This is a genomic window from Streptomyces sp. NBC_01142, from assembly GCF_026341125.1.
Classification (GTDB): Bacteria; Actinomycetota; Actinomycetes; order Streptomycetales; family Streptomycetaceae; genus Streptomyces.
Map to the genome: position 1 here is coordinate 146,742 of NZ_JAPEOR010000003.1, position 16,481 is coordinate 163,222.

Genomic DNA, 16,481 nt, shown 5'->3' on the forward strand with positions numbered 1-16,481 from the left:
GGTCAACTCCCCGTCCCGGCTGGGCCGTTCGGCTCCGTGCTGCCCCGATGCACATTCGGGCCGAGCAGGCAAGTGTGCGATTGGCTGGACTTTTCCGATGCAGTCTTGATGACATACATACTCGGCGGTTTAATCTGCTGTGCACAGAAGTTCAACAAGGAACGTCCGCGACAAGAAGCGGGCGTGGAAGGACGGGTACGTCCAGTGGCGAAGCAAGACCGCGCGATCCGCACCCGTCGGGCGATCCTCGAGGCGGCAGCAGCCGTTTTCGACGAAAAAGGATACGAAGCGGCCAAACTCACGGACATTCTGGACCGGGTCAAGCTGACAAAGGGCGCCCTCTACTTCCACTTCGCCGGCAAGGAAGCGCTGGCCCTGGCGGTTCTGGACGCGCAGGTCAAAGAGACTCCCGTGCCCGCACCGCAGGTGTACAAGGTTCAGGAATATGTGGATATGGGCATGATGTTCACGCATCTTCTGGCCAACGACTCGCTGCTGCGCGCCAGCGCCCGGCTCTCGCTGGAGCAGATACCGGGACTCAACCGCAGCTCTCCCTACACGGAATGGGTGGAGCGCAACACCGAGATGCTGACCGAGGCGAAGGAGCGTGGTGAGCTGCTCCTTCATGTCGACCCGGCGGAGACCGCCCGGATCACGGTGGGTGCGTACGGCGGCATGAACGCCATGGTCTCCGCGTTGGCCCCGAAACTGGATCTGGAGCACGAAATACTGGCGCTCTACCGGCACTTGCTGCCCAGCATCACCGTCCCCGCGGTGCTGGCCGAGCTGAACGTCCGCCCCGGGCGTGGTGGCCGAGTGCTGGCCGAAGCGGTTCTGGCGCCGGAGCCGGCCGAGGGTGCCCCGCTGGCCTGAGCCATGGGGCGGTCAACAGCCCGGTCGTCGGGGGGCGACCGGGCTTTTCGGCGTGCTGGAAGGCCCCGATGCGCAGGTGGACTGCCGGTGAAAACATACCGACCTCGCGGTATTATATTGACAGACCCGAAAGTATGTTTTTGAATCGTGCCCAGCGCAGCACTGATGTTTGATTCAGAGCGGGGGGCGTCGTGGAGATCAAGGTTCTGGGGCAGTTGAGCGTGAGCGTGCGCGGCAGGTCGGTGGTTCCGCAGGACGGTGAGTCCCGTCGGGTACTGGCCCTCCTCGCGCTCAGCGCCGACCAGGTCGTACCGACTTCATCCATCATCCAGGAGCTGTGGCCCGAGGGCCCGCCGCGCAGCGCGGACTCCCGGCTGCGATCCCATGTCGACGCGGTGCGCGGGCTGTTGAGTGACGCGCTGCGAACCGGAGGCGGAGGCGCGCAGGCCACCGGAGCGGATCTGCTGATCTCGACCCCCGGCGGCTATCGGCTGGACAGCCGCGGCGGCCCGCTGGACGCCCGCCAGTTCGAGCGTGACACCGGTGCCGGATACCGGGCATTGGCCGGGGGATATCTGCGGCGGGCAGCCGTGCGGCTGCGCGACGCCTTGTCGCTGTGGACCGGTGACGCCCTGGCCGAGCTCGAGCAGACGGGCCCCCTGCGGGTCCAGACGTCACGGCTCCAGGAAGCCAGGATGGCCGCGCTGGAGCAGTGGGCCGCGGTCGAACTCCAACTGGGCCACCATCGTGAACGCCTCGCCGAACTGGGCGAACTGACTGCCCGTCACCGTACGCACCAGGGGCTCCACCGCCACTACATGACCGCCCTGCACCTCTGCGGGAGACCCGCCGAAGCGCTGCGGGTCTATGAGCGTCTCACCGACACCCTGGCGCGCGAGGGCGGCCCGGGACCGTCCCTGCAACTGCTCAGACTGCGCCGCCGGATCCTCGCCGTACCGACCGGGCCCGGCTGCACGGCCAAGGAGATCTGCAGACCGCGGCTGGCCACGACAGGCTGACCCTTCGGACGTACGCACGCGCCTCACCGGAATGGGAGACCATGCAGGAAAGGTCGGCGCACACGCGCCGCAAACTCGTACACGCGGCTGCCGAACTCATCGCACACAAGGGTCATGCGGCTACCTCCGTCGACGACATCAGTGCCGCGGCGGGAGTGACCAAGGGCGCCCTGTACTTCCACTTCGCGTCCAAGACCGAACTGTGCAGCGCCGTACTCCACCGCGGCAACGAGATGCTCAGCGAGCTGCTGCGGGACCTCGGAGCGCAGCACCCCTCGCCGCTGCAGAACCTCATCGACAGCACCCACTGGCTGGTGCACTGGTTCCATGTCAGCCCGGAGATTCGGGCCAGTTTCCGTCTCACCCGGGAGCCGGTCGGCCCGGTGCCGAGCGACTTCTACCGCGCGTGGCTGACGCTGGCCCGCACCCTGCTGCGCCAGGCGGGGCAGGCGGGTGAACTGAGCTCGCAGGAAACAGAGCTGGGGCAGGAGACACTGATCGCCGCGGCCGTCGTGGGTCTCGAGGTGATGCACAGCACCTCGATGAGGGACAAGGACATGCGCGCCGGCGTCACCGCGCTGTGGGTGTTCCTGCTTCCGCTTCTGGTGCCGCCCGGCGCCGAGAAGACCTATCGAACGGCTGCCCCGGCCGGCGCCCGCCTCCGAAGGCGTCTGCCGGAGGGTGCGCCCGCGTCGGCGCGGATGTTGTCGGCCGGGAGCCGGGAGGTGCAGTAGGGCACTGGGGCGGGTCCGGGATCCGTGCCTTGTGCCCACGGTCAGCGAATCGCGAGGTGCCCGAGGTAGGACTGCACGTTGCGGCGGGTCTCGGAGACGCTGTCGCCGCCGAACTTCTCCCCGACCGCGTCCGCCAGAACCAGCGCCACCATCGCCTCGGCCACGATCCCGGCCGCCGGCACCGCACAGACATCGGAACGCTGATGGTGGGCCGCCGCCACCTCACCGGTGGCGACATCAACAGTCGCCAGCGCACGCGGCACCGTCGCGATCGGCTTCATCGCCGCCCGCACACGCAGCAGTTCACCCGTCGACATACCACCCTCCGTACCACCGGAGCGACCCGAAGTACGACGGATACCCTCCCCGGTCGGCACGATCTCGTCATGCGCCTTCGACCCCGGCACCCGCGCCAGCTCGAACCCGTCACCGACCTCGACACCCTTGATGGCCTGGATCCCCATCAACGCCGCCGCCAGACGCGCATCCAGACGCCGGTCCCAGTGCACATGCGAACCCAGACCGACCGGCACACCGTACGCCAGCACCTCGACCACGCCGCCCAGAGTGTCACCGTCCTTGTGGGCCTGGTCGATCTCCGCGACCATCGCCTTCGACGCATCCGCATCCAGACAGCGCACCGGATCCGCATCCAGCCTCGCCTCGTCGGCAGGGACCGGAACCACACCGTACGGAGCCTTCGCGGCAGCCAGCTCGACCACATGCGAGACGATCTCGATGCCCGCCGTCTCCCTCAGGTAGGAACGGGCGACCGCGCCGAGCGCAACCCGCGCCGCCGTCTCACGGGCACTGGCCCGCTCCAGGATCGGCCGCGCCTCATCCAGCGCATACTTCTGCATACCCGCCAGATCCGCGTGGCCGGGCCGCGGCCGGGTCAGCGGCGCATTACGCGCCAGCTTCGCAAGCTCATCCGGATCGACCGGATCGGCCGACATGACCTGCTCCCACTTCGGCCACTCCGTATTACCCACCATGACCGCCACCGGCGAACCCATGGTCAGCCCGTGCCGCACGCCACCCAGGAAGGTGACCTCGTCCCGCTCGAACTTCATCCGCGCACCGCGTCCATAGCCGAGCCGCCGCCGGGCAAGGTGGTCCGCCACCATCTCCGTGGTGATGGGCACACCGGCGGGAAGACCCTCCAGCGTCGCCACCAGTGCGGGTCCGTGCGACTCCCCCGCCGTCAGCCAACGCAACCTGCTCAACGGTGCTCCTCCTTCGGCGCGTCGAGTCCGCTCCGGGTGAAGTCACGGGCGCCGTGCAGCCAGGCCACCTTCGCGTAGAGATCGTCGACCGTCAGGGACCGCAGCATCTCGTTGCGCTCCTTCGCGGCCTCGCCCGCGCGGTGGTACAGCTGGGTGCCCATCTCACGCGCGACCAGCTGTGCCCTGCCGGTGCGCTCACGGCGCTCGGCGTTGAACTTCTCCAAGCGCTGCACGATGTCGTCGCCGGTGCTGTCCTCGAGGAGGTCGCCCAGGACGACGGCGTCCTCCAGGGCCTGGCACGCGCCCTGGGCGGCGTACTGCAGCATCGGGTGGGCGGCGTCGCCCATCAGAACGACACGGCCGTCGGTCCAGTTGTCCACCGGGTCACGGTCGCACAGCACCCACTCGCGCCAGCCCTCGCCCAGTTCCAGCAGCCGCCGAGCCGTCTCGCCCAGGCCCGGGAACCGGCCGAGCACATGGTCGCGTTCGGCGGGCCGGCCGGCCACGGCTTCCCGGGCGCCGTCGTCGCGGGTCGCGGCGAGGTTCAGATACTCACCGCCGCCGATCATGTAGTGGACGAAGTGCCACTTGGGTCCGGCCCACAGGGTCACGGCGTTCCAGCGCAGCTCCTCGGGGACCTTCTCGATCGGGATCACCGAGCGGTAGATGGTGTGGCCGGAAACGCGCGGATCGCCGTCGCCGAGGAGCTGTCCGCGTACGGCGGAGCGGATGCCGTCGGCGCCGACGAGCGCGTCCGCCGTGAGCGTCCGGCCGTCGGCGGTGTGCACGGTGACGCCGCCGGCGTTCTGCTCGTAGCGCTCGACGGCGGCGCCGGGTACGAGCTCAATGGCTTCGGAGGCCTGGCAGGCGGTCAGTAGCGGCTGGAACAGGTCGCCCCGGTGCACCACGGCGTACGGATTGCCGAACCGCCGGCGATAGTCGTCGGTGAGCGGCATGGAGACGACCTTCTGGCTGGTGGTGCCGTCCATGAAGCGCAGCTCGTCGATGAACACGGCCCGGTCGCGCACCGCTTGCCCCGCGCCCAGCAGATCCAGTGCGTGGAAGGCGTTCGGTCCGAGCTGGATGCCCGCGCCGATCTCGGCGAACACGTCACTGCGCTCCAGCACGGTGACCCGGTGTCCTCGCCGTGCGAGGGACAGGGCAGTGGCGAGTCCGCCGATGCCGCCGCCCGCGATGACTGTCTGAGCCATGTCGTTCCTCAGGTCCCTTCTCTTCTCGTGGCCTTCTCGTGACCTTCCCGTGGCGTTCCCAGGGTGGCGACGTCACGTCACCGCGCTCATCGGGAGCGGCGCGCGGCAGGGTGTACTGCGCGAAGAGCCGGTGCAGTTCGCCGTAGCAGAGCCCGGTCGGTGAGGGAACTTGCAACCGGGGGTGCGGGCCTCGGTGGTGGCTGTCGTCCCGGGCGGCAGGGAAGTGGTCATGCCTGTCCTTGTCGAGTGCGGCCGACACTGGTGGAACAGACAGTGGCCTTCCGAGGGGGCGGTGGACAACACGGTCCGTCCCACTTCGTCACAACGGTACGCAGTTGGTCAGATGGGCCGGGTGTCCACGGCCCGCCGCGCCGCTGCCCTCTGCCGCGACCCGGATGAGCAGGCATGCACCGGGTTGCGGCCTCATCCGCGCTCCGGGTTCTCAGGCCGACAGCTCCGGTGCGGAGAAGGGTTCCTCGTAGCCGAGCGCGGCGAGCACCGCGACCGAGTGCGCCACCGATGCGAGGGTGATGTGGCGGTGCCAGCCGTCGAACGAACGGCCCGCGTAGTCCCGCAGCCCCGACGCCTCCCCGGCGACCGCCAGATCCGCGGCCACCCTGCGCGGCAGCTTCGTCATCCGCAGCAGAGTCGGCACCGGCACGCGATGGGCGTCGGTCAGCCACAGCCGGGCCGGCGGGCGCTGCGGATCGTGCCACTCTCCCAGCAGCCGCAACGGCCGCAACGGCCGTGCCCGCCCGCCGTGCTGTGCCGGCAGCTCCACCGGTACGGCAGCGGCCAGCACGGAGCGCGCGACGGGCACCGGGTCCGGATCCGCGTACTGGACCGGCCGCCGCAGTCCCTGCACCGACTGCAGGATGCGCTGCGCCGGGAGCGCCCCGGCCCCGTATCCGGGCAGGGCCGCGTCGGCGACGGAGAACAGGGCGGACGGGGTGACCCGTACCAGCACCGGCACCTGTGCCGCGGCGAAGCGCTGCACGACGGCCTGTAAGCCGGCCCCGCGCCCGTCGATCACCACGGGTCGGGGCGGCAGTTGCCATTGGCGTACGGCTTCGAGCACCACGGCGGCCGCGCACTCGTCGCGCGTCTCTGGACGGATCTCGTCGGGTACCGAAGCCCGGTCGCGGCGCTCGGGGTCCCGTACCCATGTGTCGGGCAGGAACAGACGCCAGTTGACGGGCATGCTCATATGGGGCGTGGCGAACCACAGCCCGAACGCCTCCTGCCCGCGGAACATATGGCCCAGCTGAGGGTGGAGCCTGCGGCCCACGCCCACCGAGTGCTGACCGGCCTTCGGAATGGGCAGTGGCTCCACCACCCAGGCCATGGACGGCGCCATCTGTTCCAGCTGGAGCGCCAGTGCCGCCCGGATCGGCTGCCAGTCCCAGGTCGAGTCGGCGATGAAGTGGTGCAGATTCTGTTCCGCTTCGGGATGCCCCACGGCGGCTGCTATGTTGCGCACCGATTTGCGCCCTCGGGCGGTGAGCAGCCCTCGTACGTACTGCTCGCCCCGCTGCCGCTGGTCGCGACGGCGCAGGGAGGCGAAGAGCTCATGGCTCAGCTCTCCGAGTACCTCTCCGCTTCTGGGGCCGTGTGGGGGCGGGCTGGTGCGGGCGGACACATCCATGGCTCTCCCGGTTCTTCGGCAGTGTGTGCGACTGCCTTCTCACGGTCTCCGTGCACCCCCGTCCGCCACGAGGTCGACCCGCCACCGCTTTGGCCCGCGCACCGGGTGCCGGGCCACACCGTGCGCGGACAGCAACCGGCGGTGCACCGGCCGTCCGTGGCACGACGCGTGAGTTCTCGCCTCACCTGTCCGACCCCGCAGGACGGCAGACTTGACATTCTTGAGACCGAACCGGCGCGAATTGCCGAGGCCAGGGAGGCAGGTGAGGCGTACGTGCCGACGGCCGGACGAACTGTCGCGCCGACGAGCGGATTTCACCGTCTGCCCAGCACTGATGCGGTGCACCGCCCGGTGCGGCAGGTGTCTCGGCGATATGGGAATTTTGGCTGCCGGTGCATGTGGACAATCTGCTCTGCCCTCACACCACTTGGACTGTGGTGGGGCGCACTGCCGCCCCGGTGACCCACGTTTCCGCAGCGTACGGGCGTGACGGCTGGTGGTCGGACCACCTTCCGGACGCTTCGCGGTGGTGATCCGGTCACTGCGTCCGATCAGGGTTGACTGAGGCATCTGACTGAAAATAGGTTCACGGTGGATTGCGGCCCGGGGCCGCGGCAACCGTCTGGGGGGTCGGTACTGTGACGGACGGGGCGTCTTCTGACGCATTTGCGTTCAAAGTATTGGAATTGCTGGCGCGGGAAGCGCCCGCGGGGGAGTTGGAGGGCCTCCTCGACGCGGCCCGCCGTGCTGCCGTCGATCCGGTCGAGCTGGCCCGGATGGAGCAGGCCACCCAACTGGGGCTGTGCGTACTGGCGCTGTTCGGTCACCGGCAAAAACGCGAGGCGGATCTCGCGGCGCTCGTCGACACGGCTCGCGATCTGACGTTCCCCCACGGACTCGACAGTCTGCTGCGGGTGATCATCCGTCAGGCACGTCGGCTGCTCGGCTTCGACATGGCCTACATCAGCCTGCTCGACGACGACGGCGGCTGGTCCATCCGCACCTCCGAGGGGGAGACCACCGCGCTCAACGTGGGGCTGCGGGTGGAGCCCGGCTACGGCTTCGGTGACGCGGTCACCACCAAGAACGCCGCGTTCTGGACCGCCGACTATCTCAAGGACGAGCGCATACAGCACAGCGAGCGCATCGACGACGTGGTGCGCGCCGAGGGCCAGCGCGCGATCCTCGCCGTACCGCTGCACCGTGGCGGCGCCCCGTTCGGCGCGCTGTACGGCTCCGACCGTACGGTGCGTCATTTCACGCCCGACGAGGTCGGGCTGATGCGCACCCTCGCCGACCTCGCCGCCGTCGCCATCGACAAGTCCAGCGTCCTCGACCAGGCACACGCCGACGTCAACGATCTCGAACACGACTCCTACCGGGCCCAGTTGTCGCTGACGCGGGTGCGGGGCCTGGTCGACACCCACAGCAAACTGATCGGCCTGGCACTGGGCGGCAGCGATCTGACCGCGATCACCGTCGCGGCCGGCCATGCGCTGGACGGCACCCTCGTGGTGCGCGATCCCGGCGGCCGGACCCTGACGGCCACCGGGGAGCTGCCCGGCGTGGACGAGCCGACCGTCGCCGAGGCCGTCCTGGACGCCCACGCCCGGCGCAGACCCGTAGGGCTCAGCAACGGCATCTGGATAGTCCCCCTGGACGCGAGCGGCGAGAACCTCGGCGCGCTGTTCCTGCGCCCGGCCGCGGAGTTGACGCCGGAGGACGAACAGATGCTCCAGCTCGCCGCGCAGGCGGTCACGATGGTGATGCTGCTGCAGCGCAGCACGGTCATCGCCGAAGGCCCGGTGCGGGACGAACTCCTCGACGACCTGCTGGCCGACCCGCCGCGCCCGCAGCATCAGCTCGCCGACCGCGCTCGCCGCCTCGGCATCGACCTGGACGAACCGCATGTCGTGGTGGTGGCGCGCCCCGAGGGAGGGGAGCAGGGCCGGGCCGGCGTCTGGGCCTCCTCGTACGCCCACCGCATGGGCGGCCTCAAAGGGGTGCGTGCGGGCTGTGTGATGCTGATGCTGCCGGGTTCGGACGCCTCCGACGGCGCCTGGCGCGTATCGGCCGAGTTATCGCCGCTGCTCGGCCACCCCGTCTCGGTCGCCGCATCCGGGCCCGGGTACGGGCCCGCCGCCATGGCCCGCGTGTACCGGGAGGCGATGCGCACCCTGGACGCGCTGACCCTGCTGCGCGGCATCGGGGCCACCGCGGCCACCAGTGATCTGGGCTTCCTCGGACTGCTGCTCTCGGACGACCATGACATCGACGGTTTCGTCGCCTCGGCCATCGGCCCGGTGCTGGACTACGACGCCCAGCGCCTCACCGAACTCACCAAGACCCTGCAGGCGTACTTCGACTCGGACCGCAGCCCCACGTACGCGGCCGAGGCACTGCACGTCCACCCCAACACCGTCTCGCGTCGTCTGGAGCGGATCACCGAACTTCTGGGGCCCGACTGGCAGAAGCCCCAGCAGGCCCTGGAGGTGCAGCTCGCGCTGAAGCTTCAGCGCACACGCCGGGCTCTCGAAGTGCGCCGCCCCGACGGGGCACACCGCCACGGGGGCGGCCAGGGCGGATGAGGTGGCGGCGCGGGCCCCGCCTCGCCGCGCCGGGCAGCGTGGTCCCCGGTGGACCCCGGCCGGCCGGTCAGCCCGCCGGTGCTTCGAGTGCCGCGCCGCGCCCGGCCAGCGCGGTGATGTCGTGGACACCCTCGACCGTGGCCTCCACATCGAAGGAGAACCGTACGACCGGCGGACGCCCGATCAGTTCGGCGGCCCGGGAGGGCAGCGGCGCCGCGGCGGCTTCGGCGGACTCCCACAGGAGCACCGCGCCCCAGCGGTCGGTCGCGGCGTCCGAGATCCAGAACTTCAGCCGCAGCCCTTCGATCCGGGAGAAGCGGTCCACGGCCTCGTCCCGCAGAAAGCCGCGCAGCGACTCGATGGTCTGCCCGGATCCTGCCAGGTCCCACCAGACGACTACCGCGTGCATGAAACCACCTCGTTGAGAAGGGAACCGAGGATCCGCGGGCCGTCCTGGGTCAGTACGGACTCGGCGTGGAACTGCATCGAGGCGAAGCCCCGGCCTCGCAGGCCGTGCACCTCGCCCGTCGCCGGGTCGCGGCTGACCTCGACCGCACCGATCACGGGGTGCTCGAAGGTGTCCGTGTCGCTGCGCGCGGCGAAGGTGTTGTAGAAGCCCACCCGCTCGCTCCGGCCGAACAGATCGATGGTGCGCTGCGTGCCCTGGTTCGGCACGGTACGGCGGACCAGATCCAGACCGAGCAGCGTGCTGAGCACCTGATGGCTCAGGCACTCCGCCATGAACGGGCGCCGCTCCTCGAGCAGTTGGGACACCGCAGCGCGCAGATGGGCGATCTTCGGGTGCCGCGCGTCACGGGGATCGCCGGGGCCGGGCCCCATGACGACCAGGTCGTGGGCGTCGAAGTCGTACCTCTCGTCGAACCTGCGCACCGTCACCTGCGGGCCCAGGGCCCGAAGCTGGTGGGCGATCATCGCGGTGAAGGTGTCCTCGGCGTCGATCACCAGCACCTTGCGCCCGGTGAGCTCCTCGACGGCCCGGTCCTGGCCGCCCGGCTCCTCGAGCCAGAAGCCGGCGATGCCGTCGTTGCGTGCCGACAGCGCCGCGCGTACGTCGGGGTGTGCGGAGAACCGGGTGGGCTCCTGCTCGCCGAGCGCGGCCAGCAGCCCGGAGGCCTTGGCGCGTGTCTCGTGCACCTCGGAGTCCGGGTCGGAGTGGCGCACCAGCGTCGCGCCGACGCCGATCCGCAGCCGGCCGTCCGCCGCGATGTCGGCGGTACGGATCAGAATCGAGGAGTCCAGGGTCCGGTTGCCCGAGGCGTCCTTGCCGATCAGGGCGGCGACGCCGCTGTAGTAGCCGCGCCCGGCGGGCTCGTAGCGGCTGATCACCTTTGCGGCGTTCTCCAGCGGCGAACCGGTCACCGTCGGCGCGAACAGTGTCTCGCGCAGGATGTCGCGGACATCGCGTCGGGTGTGCCCCTCGATGAAGTACTCGGTGTGCGCGAGACGCGCCATCTCCTTGAGGTACGGACCGATCACCCGGCCGCCCGAGGGGCAGATCCGGGCCATCATCTTCAGCTCCTCGTCGACGACCATGTACAGCTCGTCGGCCTCCTTGTTGTCGGCGAGGAAGGACATCACTCCATCGAGGGTCGGGCCGCCCGACGGATAGCGGTAGGTGCCGCTGATCGGGTTCATCACGGCCATGCCGTCGTGGACGCTGATGTGTCGCTCGGGGGTGGCGCCCACGAAGGTGCGCTCACCGGTGTGGACCAGGAAGGTCCAGTACGCGCCTGACTCGCGTTCCATCAGCCGGCGGAAGAAGGACAGCGCGGCGCTCGGCGAGAAACCGGGCAGCTGCGCGGTGAAGGACCGTTTGATCACGAAGTTGGCGCCCTCACCGGTGCCTATCTCGTCCGTGATGACCCGGCGGACGATGTCGGCGTACTCCTCGTCGGCCACATCGAAATGGCCGTCGGTCAGTTTCACCGGCTCGTTCGGCAGCCGCAGCAGAGTCTCGGAGACCGGCAGTGTCTGCTGTGCGCGCACGCTCATCGCGATCAGCGGCTCGCCGTCGTCGTGCGAGGCGAAGCCCCGCTCCGCGATCTGCCGGTACGGAATGAGGGCGAGCACCTCGTGACCGGCGCCGGTCCCGGTGCTGGCCGGCAGCGGCAGCTCGGCGAGCGACGCGCAGGGCGCGGCGTCGGTCAGCAGTACTTCAAGGGTTTCCCAGCCCGTGGCCTCGGGGCGGTGGAGCAGCGCGAACGTGGGCGCGGAGCCGTCCAGGATCCGCGTCAGGAGGTCGGGCGTGCCGGTCTGCCTTGCCATGGGGGTTCCTTTCGCGGTCAACGGAGTGCCTCGGCCGTACCGAGTTCGTCGAGCACCGACTTGGTGGCGGCGACGCGGGCACAGCGCTGGGCCGCGTACTGAAGGGCGAGCCGGTGGTAGGCGGCCGAGAAGTCCGCTACGGCATCGGCGACCACGAAGGGCTGGATGTCGTGGGTGAAGGCGTCCACCGCGGTCATCAGCACGCCGACATGGGCGTAGACACCGCAGATGATCAGCTGGTCACGACCGTGCGCCCGCATCCGCTCCAGGAGGTCGGACTGGAAGAAGGCGCTGTAGCGCCACTTGGTGAACACCCAGTCGCCTTCGGCCGGCTCCAGGGGCTCGACGACCCGGCGGTGTTCGGGGGAGGTGCGCATGCCCGGGCCCCAGAAGTCGGCCAGCAGGCCGCGTTGCTCGGGCGTCATCCCGCCCGGCTGAGCGGTGTAGGCCACCGGAACACCCAGTCCGGCACACCGCCGGCGCAGGAGCGCCGCGTTGCGGACCAGGGCCTCGCCCGGCGAGGCGTCCTGCGGGAAGGGCTTGAGGAAGTACTCCTGCATGTCGTGGACGAGCAGGACGGCGCGTTGTGGATCGGCCTGCCAGTCGACGGCGGTCGGCGGCAGTTCGCCCGGCTCGGGCAGGTCGTAGGGCTCGATGGGAGGTATGCCGGCCATGCTGCGGGCGGTCCTTTCTGGGCCAGGTCCTGTCCGGTCGGTCGGGCCGGATCCGGGAGCGGGTCCGGGGCGTGCGAGCACAAGGCGGAGGATCGCCCTCGTACGGGACGTACGTGGGCGCCGCCGGCGACATCGCGTGGGGGCACCTCCCAGCCGTAGCCGGGGGAGTGCGTGCCAGGGGGCGGTGCGGGCGGGGTTCTCCCACACGCCCTAGACCCCGAGGGCTGCTCCGCCGTCGACGGTGAGGTCGTGCATGGTGATGTGGCCGGCCTGGTCCGACAGCAGGAACGCAACGGCGTGCGCGACGTCCTCGGGACGGGCGACCTTGCCCAGCGGGATCCCGACGCGGTACGCGGCGGGGTCGCCGGCGACGGACGCGGTGGCGGCGGTCTGTGCCGTGTGCATGCCGCGCAGCATCGGGGTGTCCGTGGAGCCGGGGGCAACCAGGTTGCAGCGGATGTTGTGCTTGGCGACCTCGAGGCCCAGGCACTTGGTGAAGGCCGTCGCCGCCGCCTTGGACGCGGCGTAGGCGGCCATCGCCGTACGAGCGGTACCGGCGGCGTTGGACGCCACGGTGACGATGGCCCCCCGATTGCGCGGGATCATCCGGTTGACGGCGGCGCGGGAGGTGAAGAAGACGCCGTTGGTGTTGACGGCGAGAGTGGCGATCCAGTCCTCGTCGGTCAGGTCGCGGGCCTCTGCCAGCCGCAGCACACCCGCCGCGTTCACCAGACAGTCGATCGGGCCCAGTTCCCGTTCGACCCTGTCCATCAGCGCCTCGACCTCGGTGCTCGATGTGACATCGGCGGGATAGGCCCGTACCGGCAGTCCGTCGGCCACGAGCTTCTCGACGGTCGTGGCCAGCCGTACGGGATCCAGATCCACGGCGGCGACAGTGACCTCCCGCTCGGCGAGCAGCCGGGCGACTGCCTCGCCGATACCGCCGGCCGCCCCGGTCACCAGGGCGAATGTGCCTTCCATGTGTGCTGTCTCCATAACTGCCGTATCGGCGAGAGGGGGAAGGGGCGTCCGTCAGCCGCGCCACGCCGAGACGACGTCGATGGCCTGCTGCGGGTTCAGACGGGGATCGCAGAAGCTGAGGTACTTGTCACCGAGGCGGTCCAGGCCCGCCGCGTCGCGGACGCACTCGGTGACGGCCTCGGGGGTGGTCTCCAGATGGAGCCCGGCGGCGTTGCCGCCGTTCCCGGCGACCGCGCACTGGAAGTCCTCGACCTCGCGGACGACGGTCTCGACGTAACGGGTCTTCAGACCGTCCGGGCCGGTGACCGTATTGCCGTGCATCGGGTCGGACAGCCACAGGACCGGGTGCCCGCCGGCCGCGGCAGCCTTGACCAGCGCGGGCAGTTTGGCGGCCGCGTTCTGCACGCCCATGCGGGCGATCAGAGTGAGGCGGCCGGGGCTGCGCTGGGGGTCCAGACGCTCGCACAGGGCCAGCAGTTCGTCGGGCGTCATGGTCGGACCGACCTTGACGGCGACGGGGTTGGAGATCGCGGCGAGCAGCGCGATGTGTGCGCCGTCCAGCTGACGGGTGCGCTCGCCGACCCAGGGCCAGTGGGTCGAGGTCAGCAGCAGCGAGCCGTCCGGTTCGCGGCGCAGCAGGGGGAGTTCGTAGTCCAGCAGGAGCGCCTCGTGGCTGGTCCAGACGGGGACCTCGAGCTCGGGGCGCAGGGACGCGCCGCGCCAGCCGAGGAAGTGCATGGTGTCGCTGGCGGCCCGGTAGCCCGTGAGCAGGTGGCGCGGGTCGGGGCGGCGCAGCTCCGGGTCCGGCTCCGGCCGGTTGACCATATGACCGCGGTAGACGGGCAGTTCGGTGCCGCCCACGGTCTCGGTGGGGGAGGAGCGGGGCTTGCCGTACTGTCCGGCGATCCGGCCCACCCGCAGCACGGGCTTGGCCGACGCGAGCTTCATGGTCCCGGCGAGCACATCGAGAAGGGCGACCTTGCGGGTGACATCGTCCGGGGTGGACTCGGCGGGATCCTCCGCGCAGTCGCCGGTCTGGAGGACCTGCAGATGGCCCGCCGCGGCCTCCATGAGCAGGGCGCGCAGCCGGCGTACGGCGTCGACGTCGACCAGAGTCGGCATCCGGCTCAGGTCGAGCCGGACGTCGTCGAGGCTCGGGTCGTCGCCCCATCCGGGCTGTTGCGAGGCAGGAAGCGTACGGAGACGGGAAACTGTGTCGATCATGAAAAACCCCTAGGCAGGGCGTACGGAACAAGGCTGGCGGACGGCTGGTTCTCGGAAGACACGTGGGGGAGCGGGGTGTCCGACGGGGACGACCGGCATACGGGGGATGGAGTGTCGGTGCCCCCGTCGGAGTGATGGGGCCGGGTCACGGCTGTCGCAGTGCACCTCGATGCGCCGGTCACGTTCGTGACGCGCCCGGCTGGACCGGGCCGCGCATGACGAGCGCTCCTCTTCGTGGTGATTCGCTTGGGATTCGCGATCGTGCGAATGCGACTATCGACGCGGAGGAAGTCCCGGTGCAATGGCGTGGGTTCTAATTCGTCAAGTGGGGAAGAAGTGGCGGGACAGGGCATGGGCCTCGGGAGGATGTGCGGGGATATCGCATCGTCGCGCTTCGGCTTCGTCGCAGCTCAAGGGTGCTGTGGAGGAGGCCGAAGAGCGCGGGATCGATGCCGTCGATCGGAATGCTGTGCATCGCGAACGCATGGGCCGACGAGATGGATCGGGCGAATCGGAAAATGAACGCGAATGCATCCGCCGAGGCTCGCAGGATGAATGAAAGAATGCAGATTTCCCGGGGAAACGGCCACTGCCCCGACCGCAGTGCGTCAAGTCGCCCGGGGAACCGGGGCAGAGCTTCGCGGGGCCGGTGACGCCCCGGCGCGCCCGGCCCGGGGCAGGTGCTCCGCGGACACCGTCCGCGTGTCCGCCGGTGGCCGGCTCACCCCGGCCGTCAGGCGGACAGCCGGCCCTGCCGGCCGGTGTACGAGGCGGACTCGTCCGCGATGCCCGCCAGCAGGGACGCCGTATGCGCCACCGATGCCAGCGTGGTGTGACGATGCCAGCCGCGGAACGAGCGCCCCTCGAAGTCCCTCAGCCCCACCCGGTCACCCACCACGGCGAGGTCCCGCGAGACCCGGTGCGTCACCCTGGTCAGCCGCAGCAGGCCACCGACGGGCGCGGCGACATCGGTCAGCCACAGCTTGGCCGGGGGCCGCCACTGGTCCTCCCAGTCGCCGAGCAGATACAGCGGCCGCTGCGTGGCCGTCGCCGTGCCGTCGGCCGGCGTGACCCGGATCATGGCGGCCGACGAGGTCCGGCTCGCACCGCTCGCCGGGTCCTCCCACTCCACGGCCCGGCGCAGTCCCCGCACCGACATCAGGATCTTCTCGGCGGACAGCGGCCCGGCGCCGTACCCGGGCATCGCCGGATCGGCCACCAGCAGCCGGGTGCCCGGCCCGGTGCGTGCCACGACCGGAAGCCCGCATCTCGCGAAGTGGCGCAGCACCACCGAGTTCGCCCAGGTTCCGGGGATGTCCAGCACCACGGGCCGCCGCTTGACTCCCCCGTACCGCAGGGTCTCCAGCACCGCGGCCACGGCGCCGTCCTCCACCGACTCGGCCGACGCGCTCTCCGGCACCTCGGCACGGCGCCGCAGCTCCGCGTCGCGTGTCCACTGCTCGGGCAGCAGCAGCCGCCAGTTGACCGGAAAACTCATCTGCGGCGCGGCGAACCACACACCGAGCGCGTGCTGTCCGCGCATCACCTGGCCCAGCTGCGGCACGAACCGCCGCCCCACACCCACCGAATGCTCACCCGACTTGGGTATCGCCAGTGCCTGCACCACCCACACCATCGGCGGGGCGGTCTGCTCCACGTGGGAGGCGAGCGCCGCCCGCATCGGCAGCCAGTCCCACGTGGAGCTGGAGACGAAGTGATGCAGGCTCTGCACCACCGACCCGCCGCCGGACTGCGCGGCGATATTGCGGACCGACTTACGGCCCTGGGCGGTCAGCAGCCCGCGGACGTACTGCTCGCCCCGGAGCCGCTGGTCCTTCCTGGGCAACGAGGCGAACATCAGCGAGCACAGCTCGCCGACGATGTCGTCGCCCACCGGCGGATGCGGGACGGAGCGTTCCGGACGGCGCCGGATTCCCGGAAGCCCCATGTCGGGGTCCACCGGCACAGATGACAGATCAGGTCCCTTCACCGCTACCCTCGCTCACGATCAGGCAGCCCA

At 70.2% G+C, this 16,481-nt stretch carries 13 protein-coding genes; 4 read left to right on the forward strand and 9 right to left on the reverse strand.

The features are described from left to right. Nucleotides 1-108 precede the first annotated feature (108 nt). The 3 genes from OG883_RS34795 (at nt 109) to OG883_RS34805 (ending at nt 2,626) form a co-directional block, all read left to right on the forward strand. Nucleotides 109-873 carry a ScbR family autoregulator-binding transcription factor gene (locus OG883_RS34795; protein WP_266550175.1) on the forward strand — a complete coding sequence of 255 codons (765 nt, stop codon included), beginning with the start codon at nt 109-111 and terminating at the stop codon, nt 871-873. A 191-nt stretch (nt 874-1,064) separates the two neighbouring features. Then, a complete protein-coding gene (locus tag OG883_RS34800) occupies nt 1,065-1,892 on the forward strand; it encodes an AfsR/SARP family transcriptional regulator (protein WP_266550178.1) in 828 nt (275 codons plus the stop codon). 41 nt (nt 1,893-1,933) lie between these two features. Next, on the forward strand, nt 1,934-2,626 hold the full coding sequence (locus OG883_RS34805) for a ScbR family autoregulator-binding transcription factor (protein WP_266550180.1): 693 nt from the start codon (nt 1,934-1,936) through the stop codon (nt 2,624-2,626). A gap of 41 nt (nt 2,627-2,667) precedes the next feature. Here OG883_RS34805 and aroC read toward each other — a convergent pair whose 3' ends face one another. From aroC to OG883_RS34820, 3 genes are all read right to left on the reverse strand, one after another. Next, on the reverse strand, nt 2,668-3,852 hold the full coding sequence (gene aroC, locus OG883_RS34810; protein WP_266550183.1) for a chorismate synthase: 1,185 nt from the start codon (nt 3,850-3,852) through the stop codon (nt 2,668-2,670). Beyond that, on the reverse strand, nt 3,849-5,063 hold the full coding sequence (locus OG883_RS34815; protein WP_266550185.1) for a 3-hydroxybenzoate 6-monooxygenase: 1,215 nt from the start codon (nt 5,061-5,063) through the stop codon (nt 3,849-3,851). Before OG883_RS34815 ends, aroC begins: the two co-directional genes overlap by 4 nt. Nucleotides 5,064-5,505: 442 nt before the next feature. Then, the gene (locus OG883_RS34820) at nt 5,506-6,708 is read right to left on the reverse strand and encodes a transposase (RefSeq protein ID WP_266550187.1); all 1,203 of its coding nucleotides are present in this window, start codon (nt 6,706-6,708) and stop codon (nt 5,506-5,508) included. A gap of 686 nt (nt 6,709-7,394) precedes the next feature. Between OG883_RS34820 and OG883_RS34825 the strand changes: the two genes are divergently transcribed. Next, a complete protein-coding gene (locus OG883_RS34825) occupies nt 7,395-9,296 on the forward strand; it encodes a GAF domain-containing protein (protein ID WP_266550189.1) in 1,902 nt (633 codons plus the stop codon). Between the two features lie 67 nt (nt 9,297-9,363). Here the strand turns inward: OG883_RS34825 and OG883_RS34830 are convergent, their stop codons facing one another. The 6 genes from OG883_RS34830 to OG883_RS34855 all read right to left on the reverse strand — a co-directional run bounded on the left by OG883_RS34830 (nt 9,364) and on the right by OG883_RS34855 (nt 16,409). After that, nucleotides 9,364-9,705, reverse strand: a complete 342-nt coding sequence (locus tag OG883_RS34830) for a hypothetical protein (RefSeq protein ID WP_266550191.1) — start codon at nt 9,703-9,705, stop codon at nt 9,364-9,366. Then, entirely contained in the window at nt 9,693-11,582 is a 1,890-nt protein-coding gene (locus OG883_RS34835) for an anthranilate synthase family protein (RefSeq protein WP_266550193.1), read from the reverse strand. The genes OG883_RS34830 and OG883_RS34835 overlap by 13 nt, the downstream gene beginning before the upstream one ends. 17 nt (nt 11,583-11,599) lie before the next feature. Next, complete coding sequence (locus OG883_RS34840) at nt 11,600-12,256, reverse strand: isochorismatase family protein (RefSeq protein ID WP_266550195.1); 657 nt, start codon at nt 12,254-12,256, stop codon at nt 11,600-11,602. A 210-nt stretch (nt 12,257-12,466) separates the two neighbouring features. Further along, nucleotides 12,467-13,237 (reverse strand): 2,3-dihydro-2,3-dihydroxybenzoate dehydrogenase, encoded by a 771-nt coding sequence (locus OG883_RS34845; protein ID WP_266550198.1) that lies wholly within the window; start codon nt 13,235-13,237, stop codon nt 12,467-12,469. 51 nt (nt 13,238-13,288) lie between these two features. Then, the gene (locus tag OG883_RS34850; protein ID WP_266550200.1) at nt 13,289-14,461 is read right to left on the reverse strand and encodes a 3-deoxy-7-phosphoheptulonate synthase; all 1,173 of its coding nucleotides are present in this window, start codon (nt 14,459-14,461) and stop codon (nt 13,289-13,291) included. A gap of 733 nt (nt 14,462-15,194) precedes the next feature. Beyond that, nucleotides 15,195-16,409 (reverse strand): transposase, encoded by a 1,215-nt coding sequence (locus OG883_RS34855; RefSeq protein WP_266550203.1) that lies wholly within the window; start codon nt 16,407-16,409, stop codon nt 15,195-15,197. Between the last annotated feature and the right edge of the window lie 72 nt (nt 16,410-16,481).